Origin of the sequence: Moorena sp. SIOASIH, from assembly GCF_010671925.1 — a bacterium.
Classification (GTDB): Bacteria; Cyanobacteriota; Cyanobacteriia; order Cyanobacteriales; family Coleofasciculaceae; genus Moorena.
Genome location: NZ_JAAHIH010000002.1, coordinates 586,243 through 600,567 on the forward strand (window position 1 = coordinate 586,243; position 14,325 = coordinate 600,567).

General features: G+C 44.2%; 12 protein-coding genes and 2 pseudogenes. 12 read left to right on the forward strand and 2 right to left on the reverse strand.

Translation table 11 applies throughout. The features are described 5' to 3' along the window. The first annotated feature begins 128 nt into the window (after window positions 1–128). The gene (locus F6J90_RS10320; protein WP_293092698.1) at window positions 129–1,553 is read left to right on the forward strand and encodes an AAA-like domain-containing protein; all 1,425 of its coding nucleotides are present in this window, start codon (window positions 129–131) and stop codon (window positions 1,551–1,553) included. Between the two features lie 190 nt (window positions 1,554–1,743). Here the strand turns inward: F6J90_RS10320 and F6J90_RS10325 are convergent. Then, window positions 1,744–2,848: pseudogene (locus tag F6J90_RS10325) on the reverse strand (transposase). A 216-nt stretch (window positions 2,849–3,064) separates the two neighbouring features. Between F6J90_RS10325 and F6J90_RS10330 the strand changes: the two are divergent. From F6J90_RS10330 to F6J90_RS10375, 10 genes and pseudogenes are all read left to right on the forward strand, one after another. Then, window positions 3,065–4,108: pseudogene (locus F6J90_RS10330) on the forward strand (AAA-like domain-containing protein); the annotation flags it as partial. A gap of 513 nt (window positions 4,109–4,621) precedes the next feature. After that, window positions 4,622–5,572 carry a WD40 repeat domain-containing protein gene (locus tag F6J90_RS10335; protein ID WP_293094806.1) on the forward strand — a complete coding sequence of 317 codons (951 nt, stop codon included), beginning with the start codon at window positions 4,622–4,624 and terminating at the stop codon, window positions 5,570–5,572. A 493-nt stretch (window positions 5,573–6,065) separates the two neighbouring features. Then, a complete protein-coding gene (locus F6J90_RS10340) occupies window positions 6,066–7,217 on the forward strand; it encodes a WD40 repeat domain-containing protein (RefSeq protein ID WP_366513758.1) in 1,152 nt (383 codons plus the stop codon). Between the two features lie 216 nt (window positions 7,218–7,433). Next, a complete protein-coding gene (locus tag F6J90_RS10345; protein WP_293092700.1) occupies window positions 7,434–7,613 on the forward strand; it encodes a hypothetical protein in 180 nt (59 codons plus the stop codon). Window positions 7,614–7,741: 128 nt separating this feature from the next. Beyond that, window positions 7,742–8,188 carry a hypothetical protein gene (locus tag F6J90_RS10350; RefSeq protein ID WP_293092702.1) on the forward strand — a complete coding sequence of 149 codons (447 nt, stop codon included), beginning with the start codon at window positions 7,742–7,744 and terminating at the stop codon, window positions 8,186–8,188. Window positions 8,189–8,240: 52 nt separating this feature from the next. Then, window positions 8,241–8,840, forward strand: coding sequence for a hypothetical protein (locus F6J90_RS10355; RefSeq protein WP_293092704.1), 600 nt, complete (start codon window positions 8,241–8,243; stop codon window positions 8,838–8,840). A gap of 141 nt (window positions 8,841–8,981) precedes the next feature. Continuing rightward, window positions 8,982–9,110: a hypothetical protein gene (locus F6J90_RS10360; protein WP_293092705.1), complete on the forward strand. Its 129-nt coding sequence runs from the start codon at window positions 8,982–8,984 to the stop codon at window positions 9,108–9,110. A 484-nt stretch (window positions 9,111–9,594) separates the two neighbouring features. After that, complete coding sequence (locus F6J90_RS10365; RefSeq protein ID WP_293092707.1) at window positions 9,595–10,392, forward strand: hypothetical protein; 798 nt, start codon at window positions 9,595–9,597, stop codon at window positions 10,390–10,392. Between the two features lie 153 nt (window positions 10,393–10,545). Further along, window positions 10,546–11,121: a sigma-70 family RNA polymerase sigma factor gene (locus F6J90_RS10370; protein ID WP_293092709.1), complete on the forward strand. Its 576-nt coding sequence runs from the start codon at window positions 10,546–10,548 to the stop codon at window positions 11,119–11,121. A gap of 662 nt (window positions 11,122–11,783) precedes the next feature. Next, on the forward strand, window positions 11,784–12,059 hold the full coding sequence (locus F6J90_RS10375; protein ID WP_293092711.1) for a hypothetical protein: 276 nt from the start codon (window positions 11,784–11,786) through the stop codon (window positions 12,057–12,059). A gap of 508 nt (window positions 12,060–12,567) precedes the next feature. Here the strand turns inward: F6J90_RS10375 and F6J90_RS10380 are convergent. Further along, window positions 12,568–13,944, reverse strand: coding sequence for a transposase (locus F6J90_RS10380; RefSeq protein WP_293092713.1), 1,377 nt, complete (start codon window positions 13,942–13,944; stop codon window positions 12,568–12,570). A 144-nt stretch (window positions 13,945–14,088) separates the two neighbouring features. Between F6J90_RS10380 and F6J90_RS10385 the strand changes: the two genes are divergently transcribed. After that, the gene (locus F6J90_RS10385; protein ID WP_293027304.1) at window positions 14,089–14,250 is read left to right on the forward strand and encodes a hypothetical protein; all 162 of its coding nucleotides are present in this window, start codon (window positions 14,089–14,091) and stop codon (window positions 14,248–14,250) included. The last annotated feature ends 75 nt before the right edge of the window (window positions 14,251–14,325 follow it).

Genomic DNA, 14,325 nt, shown 5'->3' on the forward strand with positions numbered 1-14,325 from the left:
CCACTGCCCACCCTACCTCAACTTTTGCCTCTTGCCTTGCCCGTAGCGCTATATCAGTTTCTCCAAAAATCTGGAATGCTGGGGCTGTAGTTGGTAGCTAAGTATACATCTACAAAATTGTTAGTTACATGATTGCTCAAGTATTTGATGAGTTTTACCCTTCCCGTCCAGTTCTGAGTGTAGTCTCTGGAGTAGACTCAGAATCAGAGTTAGCTTGGATACAAGCAAAAGAGTCTGCTGATCAAGTTGTCTTCAAAAATACAGGCAAACATCTCAGTGACATTGAAACCACAGTACTTCAGGGTTCTTGGGAAGGGAAAACCTATGATCAGATCGCCAATATGTATGGCTACAGTGCTGAGTATCTTAACAAAGATATCGGCAACAAATTATGGAATAAGCTCTCAGAAGCATTAGGAGAAAGGGTTACCAAAAAGAGTTTCAAACAAGCACTGAAAAGAGCATGGAAAAAGTGTCAAGGTACATCAGTGGGCACCAATGGAGAGCAGCCACCATCTGAGCCGCTAACAAAGCTACCATTTCCGTCGGGTTGGGTGGCGCTGGATTCACCTCTTTATGTGGAGCGAGACAGCATCGAATCTCTCGGTTACGATACGGTGATTATGCCTGGTTCCCTGATTCAGATTAAAGCACCAAAGCTAATGGGAAAAACCTCCTTAATGATGAGGATTCTAGCTCATGCTCAATCCCAGGATTTTCAAACAGTGTATTTAGATTTGAGCAGTGTAGACCGAGCCATTTTAACGGATTTAGATAAATTCCTACGCTGGCTCTGTTTGAAAGTTGGTCGGCAATTAAAGTTAGACAATCAGTTAAATGATTATTGGGATACAGAGATTTTGGGGAGTAACGATAACTGCACAGTCTATTTTGAAGAGTATTTACTGGCAGAAATAGATTGTCCCCTAGTCTTAGCATTGGATGAAGTCGATCGAGTTTTCCCCTACGCCGAAGTAATAGAAGACTTTTTAGGGATGCTGCGCAGCTGGCATGAAAAAGCCAAGATTTCAGATATCTGGAAGCAACTGCGGCTAGTGATAGCACATTCTACAGAAGTTTATATTCCCTTAGACTTAAATCAATCTCCCTTTAACGCCGGAATTCCAGTAGAGTTGCGAGAGTTTGACCAACAGCAGGTAAAAAATTTGGCTCAGCTCCATGGACTAAATTGGGAGAATGCCCAGATAGAGAAATTAATGACAATGGTATCTGGTCATCCCTATCTGGTGCGGTTGGCGATGTATGAAATTGGCTCTGGCAAGGTAACATTCCAGCAGTTGTGGCAAGATGCACCAACAGAAGCAGGTATTTATAGCAACCATTTGCGGCGACATTTAGAAACACTCCAACAATTACCAGAGTTGCTTCAGGCCCTCAAGAAAGTTGTCACGTCATCCGAGCCAGTGGAACTGAATCCGATCGAGATTTACAAACTACACAGTATGGGGTTGGTAGAGCGACAGGGTAACTATGTTGTCCCTCGCTGCAATTTGTACCGGGAATATTTCTACCAAGTTTTAGCTTTTAGGTAAGCATCTGCGCTACGCGCACGCTGCGCGAACAGCTGTCAGCTATCAGCTAATGAAACAGCAAACATGACAGAAGCACAATCAAACTATGACTATCAAGTTGGTGGCAGTCTGCTCCATCAAACGTGTACAAAGCGTCACATAACGAGACTTTGTGTGTTGATTTCCTGCTTCAACGGGGGCATGGGAGCGGTTAACCCTCAGCAGGCTTACGAGTCGAGCCGTACTCGTTATAGCGTTCTAGGTTCACTGAGGCATGTCCTACCCGATCAATCTTATTTCCACAGCAACCACACTCATAAATCCTTTCAGATAAAGGCATTGGCTGTTTATTTCCGCATGATGAACATAATTGACTAGATGGAAAGAACCGGTCAGCTACTACTAACTTGGCACCGTAGCGTTCACACTTATACTGAAGTTGCTGCCTGGCTTCATACAGTCCTAAATCACCGATAACTTTGGCTAATTTATGATTAGCCATCATCCCAGAAACGTTTAAATCTTCTATGACAACTACGCTGTGGTTTTTAGCTATATAAGTTGTCATCTTGTGAAGATAATCTTTTCGGATATCAGCAACTCGACGGTGAAGTTTTTGTACTTCAAGCTTGGCTTTTGAGTAATTCTGAGAGCCTCTTACTTTTTTAGATAATTTCCGTTGAACTCTAGCTAATTTACGTTGAGCGTTGCGGTAAGGCTTAAGTCCTTCAAACTCTACACCAGAGCTTAATACAGCTAGGGTTTTTATCCCAAAATCAACACCAACTCTTTCTCGTTCTTTAAGTGTTGGTTCAAAGGTCTTTTCCATGGAGAAGCTAATATACCACTCCCCGGCTTTCTTGTAGATTGTGACTTTTTTAGTTAGACAATCTGGTAGGGCTTCAAACGTTCTTACCCGCTTCAGGAAGGGTAAGTTATGAATTAGCCCACCTAATCGAATCGGTCTCCCTGAATTATCAATAGTAAAGCGATCATTTCTACCCTTGCATTTGAATCTAGGGTACTTACCCCATCCTTTGAAAAACCTTTTGAATGCTTCCCCTAAATTGATGAAGGCATATTGGTAAACCTTTGAGGATAATTCCCTCATCCAGGGATACTCAGGTTTGACATAGTTGGTAAATAACCGCTTTAGGGTTTTAGTGTTAGGCTTTAACCCTTGATTGTAGGCATCTTTCCACATCGCGTTGGCCCCAGTTGTACACCCACCGACTAAAACCAGCGTGTTTGGCCATCAAGGTTTTTTGACGGTTGTTAAGCTTCAGTTTTGTCGTGTAAGAGTGATTGGGAGCCATAGCGTGTAACTTTTTATTATCTAAATTATACCCACAAAACCGCTCAATGAGCAAGGGCGAATACTGCTTAAAAGTAAGGCTAAAAGAACATGAACACGGTCAGCTACAAAGCTACGCAGACGTCTTAGGTTGGTCTATGTCTCAGGTGGCGAATATATCCGCAAGCTACCGAAAACAGACGCAAAGTAACGCTAACTATTTACTAAGTCCCAACTCCCAGTTAATGCCACCAGCTACGTAACGCGACAAGCGGACGAAGACTTTTACCAAAGCTTGAAAGCGGGTCAGTTTTGTTATGTACTCAACTCCCGACAGATGGGCAAATCCAGCTTGCGGGTGCGGACAATGAAAAAGCTGCAAGCAGAAGGAATCCTCTGTGGTTTTATTGACCTGACCGGGATTGGCAAAGAGGATGTCACCCCAGAAAAATGGTATGCTGGGATTGTCAATGCTATCGTGAGTAGTTGCCAGCTCAGCAAACAATTTAAATGGCGCAGCTGGTGGCGGGAGCAGCGGGATTTGCTTTCCCCTGTGCAACGGTTGAGTCTATTTATTGAGGAAGTGCTGCTGCTTCTGGTTGAGCACAAAATTGTTATTTTCGTCGATGAAATTGACCGAGTTCTGAGCCAGAATTTTTCCGTAGATGATTTTTTTGCTCTGATTCGATTCTTCTACAATCAACGAGTAGATAATCTCGCCTACCAACGGCTCACATTTGCCCTGTTAGGGGTGGCAACTCCTAGTGATTTAATTACTGATAAAACTCAAACCCCCTTTAATATTGGTAAAGCGATTGAACTGCGTGGATTTCAACTCCCTGAAACACAGCCATTAGCTCAAGGATTAGAGGGTAAGGTAGATAATCCCCAAGCAGTGGTTCAGGAACTATTGAACTGGACAGGAGGGCAACCGTTTCTGACCCAAAAGTTATGTCAGCTGGTGGCTCAGAGTGCCGACAGTAGGAGTATTCTCAGTGCCCAATCCATTGAGCAGATAGTTCAAAGGCGCATCATTGAAAATTGGGAAGCCCAAGACGAACCAGAGCATTTGCGAACCATACGCGATGCTCTTTCAGAGCCGCTACGCGAACGCATTCTCCGTAACCAGCAGCGTGTTGGTCAGCTTTTAGGAGTATATCAGCAAATTTTAGAACAGGGGAAAATTGTCGCTGATGGGAGTTCTGAGCAAACGGAGTTGCGACTGTCCGGGTTGGTGGTTCAGCAGCAGGGACAATTAAGAGTTTACAACCGTATTTATGAGCAGATTTTTAATATAGAGTGGGTTGAGAAACAATTAGAGAAACTGCGCCCCTACTCTGAGCACTTAAATGCTTGGGTTAGTTCCAATTATCAAGATGAATCACGACTGTTGCGGGGTCAGGCGTTGCAGGAAGCGCTTTCATGGTCAAATACTAAAAGCTTGAGCGATCTAGATTATCGCTTTTTAGCTACTAGTCAAGATCTAGAGAAGCAAGAAGTTGAACATGCCTTAGCACTCAAACAAGAAGAGAGTCGGATCTTATCCCAGGCCAATAATACTTTAACTCTAGCACAACAGCAAGCTCAAGCCCAATTAAAGCAAGCACAACGAAAATCCCGGAGAATAGTTAACATTGGTTCCACAATTTTGGCTATTTCCTTGGTAACAGCAGCATCAGTAGGTTTACAAGTTAGACAAGCAAGGCGAAAACTGCTAGAAGCTGATGTTTTATTGAGCAGTGTTTCTTCAAAAAGAGCCTTTGAGTCTAGCCCCTTTGAGGCACTACTGACAGCCTTGCCAGCAGCACAAAAACTGCAAGCCTTAGCAGAGTCTGGCTCAGTCAAAGAGAATACGCGCTTACAGGTCAGGTCTGCACTACAACAGGCTATTTATGGCATTAGAGAGCGCAATCAGATCGAAGGACATCGTTTTGGTGTCAGAGATGTAAAATATAGCCCTGATGGCAAGCTCCTCGCCTCTGCTAGTGAGGATAGGACGGTGAAGCTCTGGAATGTGGAAACTGGAACCTTGCTGCAAACCCTTGAAGGTCATCGTGGTAGGCTATGGAGCGTCAATTTTAGCCCTGATGGTAGACTCTTAGCCTCTAGCAGTGAGGATGGCACAGTTAGGATTTGGAGGGTAGCAGATGGCAGCGAAGTACAAATCCTAGAAGGTCATAGTAATTGGGTCAGGAGCGTCAGTTTTAGTCCTGATGGTCAGACTTTGGCTTCTGGGAGCTCTGACAAGACAGTGAAACTGTGGAAGGTAGCAGATGGCACCGAAGTGCAAACTCTTGAAGAGCACCGCAACGCTGTTACTAGCGTTAGTTTCAGTCCCGATGGTAAGACCCTAGCCTCCGCCAGTTGGGATGATACTGTGAAACTGTGGAATCTGGAAGATGGTAAATTGATACACACCCTCAAAGGCCATCGCAGTAGTGTTAGGAGTGTTAGTTTTAGTCCAGATGGCACCACCTTAGCTTCTACTAGTGAGGACAACACTATCAAGCTCTGGAGTGTGGCAAATGGCACTCTCTTGCAAACCCTTGAGGGTCATCGCAGTCCTGTCTGGAGTGTTAGTTTCAACCCGAATGGTAGAATCCTGGCTTCGGCTGGTTCCGATAACACATTGACACTCCCCGCCCTGGAAGGACGGGGATTCTTGATTCAACGAGATGACTTGTTCAACCAGGCCGGAGCCAGGAAAAATAGAGGTCTCCTCTCCCCAAGCGTATTTGGTCTATGACCCAGGTTTCGGTGTGCCGGAAACGAAACCTGATCAGAGGGTCGCCTTAGTACAAAACCTTGATCCCTATTATGAATAACCCTAAAAATATAAAGGCGACCCTCTGATTACGGTAACTTCAAACCCCACCGTACCTTGTCAGCCATGCTTTGCGCGAGTGGGGGGAACCCCCGTGAGGCCACTGCATCGCTTTTTTTTATATAGATAGATAGATACTTTTTTAATCTAATTTTTTTCATAGACGTTTAAGTCGTTAGACCAAATTACGCAATATGCATCTGATACATATTTTTTACGTTGCCTACTTATTTTTAGATAGTATTTATCTAGCTTTTTAGTTTCTTATTTATAATATAATCATAACACGCTCTGTGAAAACTGTCAAGTTTTAGCTGAAAAATAAAGCCGTCCTATAAGGACGGGGCGCGATTACCCAATTTTTTCGGTAAAGCTATGGAATCTAGAAGATTTAAAAGACTTAGAGCCAGCAACCATCGAACCGCAAACCCTTAAAGGTCATCGCAGCCGAGTCTGGAGTGTTAGTTTTAGTCCAGATGGTCAGACCTTAGCCTCCGCCAGTGCTGATAGCACTGTTAAGCTCTGGGCATTAAACAGCACTGAACCACAAACCATCGAAGCACATGGGGGGGATGTTAAAAATGTCAGTTTCAGTCCCGATGGTAAGTTGCTAGCTTCTGCCAGCTCTGACAAAACTGTGAAGCTGTGGCAGGTAGAAGATGGAACCGAGCTGCAAACACTGAAAGGACATGGCAGTTCGGTCAGAAGCGTCAGTTTCAGTCCCGATGGTAAGCTACTTGCTTCTGGCAGCTCTGACAAAACTGTGAAGCTATGGCAGGTAGAAGATGGTAAACTGCTACAAACCCTGAAAGGACATCGCAGTTTGGTCAGAAGCGTCAGTTTCAGTCCCGTTAGCCTAGCTTCCCCGGAGGGGGTTGGTAGAATTTTAGCTTCTGCCAGCTCTGACAAAACCGTGAAGCTATGGCAGGTAGAAGATGGTACCCTGCTACAAACCCTCGACCATCGCCTTTCAGAAGCTAATTCACCTCTGGGATATCTACTGGTTACCAGCATCAGTTTCAGTCCTAATGGCAAAACCATAGCTTCTGCTAGTTCCGACGGCAATGTCAGGCTTTGGAATGTCGAAAATGGCACTCTAGTGCAAACCCTTGAAGCTCACAGTGGTTGGACTAAAAGTGTAAGTTTTAGTCCCAATGGTAAGAGTTTGGCTTCCGGTGGTGATGATACTATAGTGAAGCTGTGGAATTTGGAGACCACTGAAGCACAAACCCTCAACGGTCATCTGGATAATGTCACCAGCGTAAGTTTCAGCCCTGATGGCAAGATTCTTGCTTCTGCCAGTAATGACCGCACCGTGAAACTTTGGAAGGTAGCAGATGGAACCGAGCTGCAAACCCTTGAAGGTCATAGCGGTTGGGTCACCAGCGTTAGTTTCAGCCCCGATGGCAAGACCTTAGCTTCTGCCAGTGAGGATAACACTCTCAAACTATGGAATTTGGATCTAGACCTAGATGATTTAATGAGGCTGGGTTGCGACTGGCTCACAAATTACCTTGCTACTCATCCAGAAGAAGAAGAAATACGTAAGATTTGCCACCATGGTTGATTAAGTCAGTCATTTGTTTTTTGAAAGATGGTATAAGTGTTGCCTAATTTATATTCCAAACCTGATTTAACCTGACTTTTTACTATAAATTATTATCCACAATATTTTTATCAGGTGTTGAAATACCTGATTTTTTCCTATGGGCAAGATTTTTAGGGAAACGCCATACTGAATGAGTAAGTAATTGCACTGAAAGCAAACAGGAGTATTTCAATCATGAAACCCAACACAAAAAACACTAATCTATCTGGCCAAAAGTTACCAAACACTCATCAACTGTTGCAGAAAATTCCTGAAGAATTACTAGCAAATATCAGTGGTGGTAACAACAATCTACCGACCAATAATCCTAGCAATCCAGGTGACACGACTGATGGTCAGATTGGTAGTTTGTAATTTCCAACTATTACCAATTACTGATTTCTCAAGATTTTCAAGGACTTACATAACTTAGGTTTCCCATACTTTCCTAAGTATAAACTCAACTTTTCCGACCAATTAATCACTTATCAAGGTAACCAAAAATGCCACAACAAATTATCTATGCACTTCAGTTCTCTGGGCAAGCTATCCCCCAGAACGATCAAGGAACAGTTCTCAAAGCTACAACCCACGCACCCAGTTCCAGCATCACATCTGTCGTTAAGCAAGGTGTTGATGCACAGATCGAGACTGTCGAAGGAGGTGTTGCACAATTCTCTTCCACAGTGGAGTTTCTGACTGACAACACTTTCACAGAGAGTGGAACGATTACCTTCGGTCAGGGAAATAGCCTCAGATTTGGAACAGTGGGTGAGGGAGCTATTGGCCCTAGCCCAGAGGAAGGGGTGAGTCATGGAGTCGTGAGTTGGCGTCTTATCAAGGGAACTGGTGTGTTTGAAAACCCTAGGGGCTTTATTACTTCTAACTTTACCGTCGGTGCAGAGGGAGAAGTTACTGACAACCAGTTTGGTGTCATCTACTTGATGTGACCCTAAACCCTTGATGAACTAAACAATCAAATTCAATTTGGAGAACAATAAAATGCCAGATATTTTTGGTAATAGCAATCCTAATGTGCTACCTGGCACAAACAACAGCGACAGAATCTTTGGTTTGGGTGATGATGATCAACTGCGTGGTGGAGGTGGATACGATCGGCTATTTGGCGATCGCAATGCTCCAGGAGAGCAGCCTATAATTATTATCCCCGGAAATGACACCCTTTGGGGAGGTGGCGGCACTGACGAACTGTTTGGCGATGCTGGTAATGACTTCCTCGATGGTGGCAATGACGATGACTCCCTTGAGGGTGGCATAGGTAATGATACTCTCCTTGGGGGTGATGGCAATGATATTCTCGTTGGTGTTAATCCCCTTGCGATAAGACCCGGTTTGGACGAAATTGACTCCCTAACTGGTGGTTCTGGAGGAGATCTATTTGTGCTTGGTGATGCTAATCAAGCTTACTATGACGATCTAGGCGAGAGTGATTTTGCTATCATCACAGATTTGAATCTGTTTGAGGATAGTATTCAACTCAACGGAAATCCTGCTGGCTATGAGTTGCAAGAAACCGTTGTCACCCTTGATTCTGGGGATGTGGTTCAGGGACTAGGAATTTACCAAAAATATTGGGTTTAAAGCCCCGTCCTTCTAGGACGGCTTTTACTTAAAAACAATAGTGCGTAGGGTGCGTTAGGGGCGGGCTCGCACTCATTTTCCGCTCTAGCGCCAGCGTTGGGACAGCCCGCCCCGTAACGCACCACCCAAGGGCTCGCACTCATGTTCAACCTCGTAGCCAGTGTTGGGACAGCCCGCCTAAAAATATTGATAACGGGCATCTTGCCCGTTCCACCAAGATGCCCCTTCCACCAAGATGCCCATGCCACCCACTGGGTCAAACAACTTTAATGAGATGCACCCCTGCCCACCGACATCAAATTACCTAGAAAATAGTTTTTCTTTGTCTAGATTTTTAAGAAAATTAATCGTAGGGTGGGCAGTACTTTAGACCGATAAAATCAGCTTGTAATCGGTGTGAGAGGCACTGCCCAGCGACATCGTTTTTATCTGGGTTGTAAACACAATTCTTGCAGGAATTGGCTTGGATACAAAAGGCAAAAGCCAAGAGGGGAAAGAGATCCGGATTTTTATTTGACAAGAAAAAAAGACCATACAGGTTTACATCTCATTTATAAACCCTAGACCAATTGAAAAGCTGACAATCGTTTTGGTACCCACTGCCCACCCTACATCAAGTAAATCAACTCACCATTGGTAACCTCAAAAACAGTGGTTTGGGGATCTGCATTCAGAGGCTGGTGTCACACATTGGCTGTTTTTGCATCTTTAGTTTATGGAGGGAAAGAAAATGACAAATTGAAAACTTATGGAAATGAACTACCACGTAAACCTTTTTGGCGGCTCCGAGCAACAGCTCGCCAAGCTGGTCACAGAGTACTGTCGCCTAGTGACCCAACCTGAGTTGTCATCAGAAGATGCTCAAAGCATCACAGAGATCCTAAGCTATAGCAGGTACGACCAAGAACTAAATTATTGGCTGTCCCAAGCAGATCAGTTAATTGACTACCAACTCAGCACCGGGGCAATACCTGATTACGACTTGGTGGTGAGTTCCCTTTCCATCAAGAACCTTGCTTATAATCTTACGCGGGTTCCCTCCCATCAAGTGACGTTTGAAACTTTTAAGGAACTAGTAACCCAAACCAAACTGAAGCACAGATTTCTCGACCAATATATCAGCTTTAATGAACAACACTTCTCGCGCAAAGCCATTTTTCAAACCACAGCCCTGACCATTTATATGATTGGCTGGAGACCGGGGCAAGGTACCACTGCCCACCACCATGGTCAGTCCCTAGATGCAATCTTCGTCTACAAAGGAGAAATGACCCATCGTTTCCCTAACCAGGACGAGTGCCTAGAGCCTGACAAAATGCCCTCCAGACCTGGCGAGCTGTTTGGGGAGAATGAACTGGTTTGCATTGACCGCAAGCAATGTCACCTAATGGCTAATAATTCCTCCAAAAATCTGGTCACCCTGCACTTTAGATTTGGTACCCCACCAGACAATATTAATTGGGTAACCAATATCAGTGAGTGCAAGCCAGCAGCTATTTGGAGCAATTCAAACGCGCACATAGAAGAGATCTGTAGCTTAATGAATGCTTAGGGTCTAGACAAGCCAAACAAATAGGGTGCATCTCACTGTCTTGATGCAGTTGCTCATGGGGGAAACCCCCGTGAGGCCACTGCATCGCCCTCGTTATAGATTTACAACTTTGAGATGCACCCAATCAACACTATCTAATACCGAGGTAAATGCATGAGTGCTTTACTAGCAATAAACTGGGTATTAACGCTCCTTAATCCTCTACAAGTTCAGTATCTCAAAGGGTACTATGACAAGCTCTTGTGGGGGTGCAAATTGCTGCATCGGTGTGACTCGGACGACATCCTCAGCCAGGTATGGGAGAAGGCAGCGGAAGTCGAGCGCTTAGAACGCCCGATTGAAAACCCCGAGGCGTGGGCGAAGAAAGTTGGGGAGCGCATTATTTTCCAACACAAAAGGAGGGAACTATCGGAAAAAAAGTTTATCCAGAAACTTGAGCCGATGATCCAAAGCCAAATTTTTGCTAGCCCAAGAGACGACCTTTACTGTGATGGCACACTAGGAGAGATGCTAACTTTAGCCCTCAAGGAACTCAAGCAAACCAAGCCGGACTTTTACCAACTAGTGGTCATGCGCTTCTTTGATGAGCTGAGCTGGGAGCAGATATCGTCAGAGTTGTACCCAGACACTGCCATTACCAAAAAAACTATTAACAGGGTGCGTCAGAGGGGAAATCGCGCTTTGAAAAAACTGAGGGAAATTTTCTTTCTTAACCTTGAGACGTTATAATTTTCTGGATGTAGCAACCCGAAATAAGGCCATTTTTGGGGGCACATTAAAGGAAAATATAGCAGTTATCAAGTTCTCAATTGCTTGATGTACTTCGTCCTGAGTTAATGGGAGTAGGGAGTAGGGTTAAGAGTGTGGGGAGTGCGTAACCCGGGCGCGGGTAAGGGGTGGAGTGAGACTAATCCTGTGTACCTCATGAGTCTTAGACTTGCTATAAGTACGTCAAAGCTTATCTGTGGAAGTAAAACGTTTTGTCTCATAATCAGTATCTACGCATCTAACTATTAGAAGCGAAAAAAGTGTATTAAGTTTACTTTTTTCGGTTTGCAACTGATTTGATTTTTATTAAGGGTGCATATTCAGCAGTGCAAAGTCAACAATAACCAGGCATAAAATCTGGCAATTGTGACGTAAGCTATCAGCTATCAGCTATCAGCTATCAGCTATCAGCTATCAGCCATTGGCCGTAGGCCACTCTACGCGAACAGTTTATGCGCTACGCGCACGGTACTTGAGGTGCTTTTGAATAAAATAAGCTGACGGCTGACGGCTGACGGCTGACATTGTGAACTGACGGCTGATAGCTGAATGCTTACTGTCAAGCTTTGGTTAACTTTGCGAGATATTCTCTTTATTCTAGTCTGGAGTGCAGGGTTATAATCATGAAATGCGATCAGATGTATTGTTCCTGGATTCAGGATTCTCAAAACGCAGATCATTACGTCTGCCTAAAGTGCAATCGTGAACGCTATATCAACGAAAGTCGTCCTGGATCAGTGATCTTTGTTTGCGTAGCAATAGCTTTCATAGTTATTGCTCTCCTCAGCAATCATGGCGAGATTCAACCCCCAGAAAATGACCACCGAGCAACTCGAATAGAGATGGGTCGAAAAAATCAAGTCCGATACCGGGACTTGTCGCCTACGGCTAACCTCTAGGGCGTGTTTTCAAAGTTTTCCGCAAGATTATGATCCCCCCCAGCCCCCCTTAAAAAAGGGGGGAGCCATACTCAAAGTCCCCCTTTTTTAAGGGGGATAATGGGGGATCTCCGAGGCAAGAAAACACGCCCTAGTACCTCTGCGAAATTCCCAGGGTAGCGTAGAATTAGGCGATCGCCAGATTCCCTTCTTCTGCGCCTTCCCCCTGGTGTATCTAGGGAGTAGGGAATAGGGAGTAGGGAACAGGGAGTAGGGAATAGGGAACAGGGAACAGGGAACAGCGATGCAGCGCTATAGTAGACGGAGCAGTTGTAATCTATGGTTATGAGATTACCAGAATCTGGTGGGGATTTTTTGCGTTCGCGTAGCGGCTCTTTTGGAGCATCGCGTAGCGGCTCTTTTGGAGCATCGCATTTCTAGCCCCTCAACAGTGACCAGAATTATTCTGGATCAGCCTCAGATATTTGACATCTCCCCCGGCTAAAGCACGGGGGATTCTCAAAGGATGTTACGCAGGAGGGTGAACCCATCCTGCTCCACTCCTTCTTCGGTATGATTTATTCATGGAGTTGAAAATGTCATACCGATGTGGGACTGTCAAAATCCCTCTACCCACCTTGGCTAGGTTGATTCCTAGCTGTGTGGTTACTTTCCTAATAATATTGGCGGCACCATTACAATCCGCATTTATTAGGTTTCCTTTTGATGTCTTATAAAGGCCACGTCTAACCCGAAAACCTGATGGGATCCAGCTTTTGGGTTTTTCACCTATTTTTGGCAATGAATCTCCATCCAAGAAAGATGCCTTACTTGTATAAGCTTCCTCAGTAATTGTTAATTTTACCCCATATTCAAGGCAAAGTTGTTTAAGTCTTTCAATTAATCTTTTTGTAGGAATTGCCACAAATTTCTGGTTGCCACTTCTCCCCATATTGGAACGCTGCTTTTGTCCTTCATTCCAACCTATTACTATGTTTCCTATACCATCAGCGAGACAGCGATTAATGATAAATCGAGCCGTCTTATTAATGGCATCTCTCATCTGGTTGTTGCGTCTTCTCTGAACCCGTTCAAGGTTTGAATCCCAGTAAAAGTGAGGTTTTCCCTGTTTGTACTTAGCTACTAGGCGACAATACCCTTGATTCATAGACTTTAGCTTTCGACCGTCAATAATAAAGCTTTTCCCCAAGGTCGAAACGCAGGTTAACCAGTTATCTCCACCATGGTCTATACCCATGGCTTGGGAATAATCTAAAGTTGGATTTTCTTTGACTTGCTCTTTTCCGTCCTCAATGACCCAGTCAATCCAAAGTTGCCCGTAGTAAGGTCTAATGGTTACCTCTTTAACCCAATCTGAGTCTAGAAAATCAGGCGGATATAAGGCAATTTTAGTCAGCAATTCAGGTTTGCTTTCTTTACTAACCGAAGGGTAAAACAATCCTTCTTTGTAAGTTAAAGCCTGTCGTGGAAAAGTAACAGCAGCCAAACCACCTTTCTTTCTATACCTAGGGAGCCTAGGTCTATCTACTTGACCTTTGTAATAGAGTCCAACAAGTTGATTGTAACTAGTGATTGCTTCCCCTACAGTTTTTAAAGTCTGTTGAGCAGACTGAGCCGCCATTCCTTTGTAGTGCGGACTCATTTTCAATGCTTTATCCAACTCAGGATATTTAGTACCGCACTTATACGTTTTCCATCCAGTTCTTAATTCATCGCCACGCCAGTAAGTAGTATAAGCTTCTTGTTCTTCTAACCATTGATAATGTTTCTGTTTTGCGTAATATATGGCGCAATTAAACAAACTATTGGCTTGTCTACATTGAAATTCCCAGAAAACTTTTTCTTCGTCTGAAAAGTTAGCTTTTACTGGTATTGTCTTATGCATTTGATAACCTCGACCTCTTTTGTTACCATAGCTTTATTATACTCGAAAATTCTAACAATATCAAGCAAAAATCAGATTAAATCTCAATTAATATTGAGAGGGGTTCCAGTTCATTATAATGAACTAAAAAAGACACACGGCATCATGCTTACAGATACCGCGTGGAAATGGTTGCAACTTTCAGCTAAAGAGTCAGGAACAAGCGTTGGGGAATTTATAGAGCGTTGGGTCAGAAGCCAGATTGAAGACACGACGCCGATATTTCCAGTCTCTGTGTTTCATCCCGGAGACGACACCTTAGAATAAGGCAGCCTTAATCATGGAGGCGCGCTTTCCATAGGCGAATTAAATTCGCCATGGGTCGCGCCTCAAAGTTTTAAC

Coding starts and splice junctions, on each gene's coding strand:
- F6J90_RS10345 (WP_293092700.1), top strand. CDS start 7,434: ATGAAACCCAACACAAAAAACACTAATCTATCTGGCCAAAAGTTACCA.
- F6J90_RS10375 (WP_293092711.1), top strand. CDS start 11,784: ATGAAATGCGATCAGATGTATTGTTCCTGGATTCAGGATTCTCAAAAC.
- F6J90_RS10385 (WP_293027304.1), top strand. CDS start 14,089: ATGCTTACAGATACCGCGTGGAAATGGTTGCAACTTTCAGCTAAAGAG.
- F6J90_RS10355 (WP_293092704.1), top strand. CDS start 8,241: ATGCCAGATATTTTTGGTAATAGCAATCCTAATGTGCTACCTGGCACA.
- F6J90_RS10350 (WP_293092702.1), top strand. CDS start 7,742: ATGCCACAACAAATTATCTATGCACTTCAGTTCTCTGGGCAAGCTATC.
- F6J90_RS10320 (WP_293092698.1), top strand. CDS start 129: ATGATTGCTCAAGTATTTGATGAGTTTTACCCTTCCCGTCCAGTTCTG.
- F6J90_RS10370 (WP_293092709.1), top strand. CDS start 10,546: ATGAGTGCTTTACTAGCAATAAACTGGGTATTAACGCTCCTTAATCCT.
- F6J90_RS10360 (WP_293092705.1), top strand. CDS start 8,982: ATGTTCAACCTCGTAGCCAGTGTTGGGACAGCCCGCCTAAAAATATTG.
- F6J90_RS10365 (WP_293092707.1), top strand. CDS start 9,595: ATGAACTACCACGTAAACCTTTTTGGCGGCTCCGAGCAACAGCTCGCC.
- F6J90_RS10380 (WP_293092713.1), bottom strand. CDS start 13,944: ATGCATAAGACAATACCAGTAAAAGCTAACTTTTCAGACGAAGAAAAA.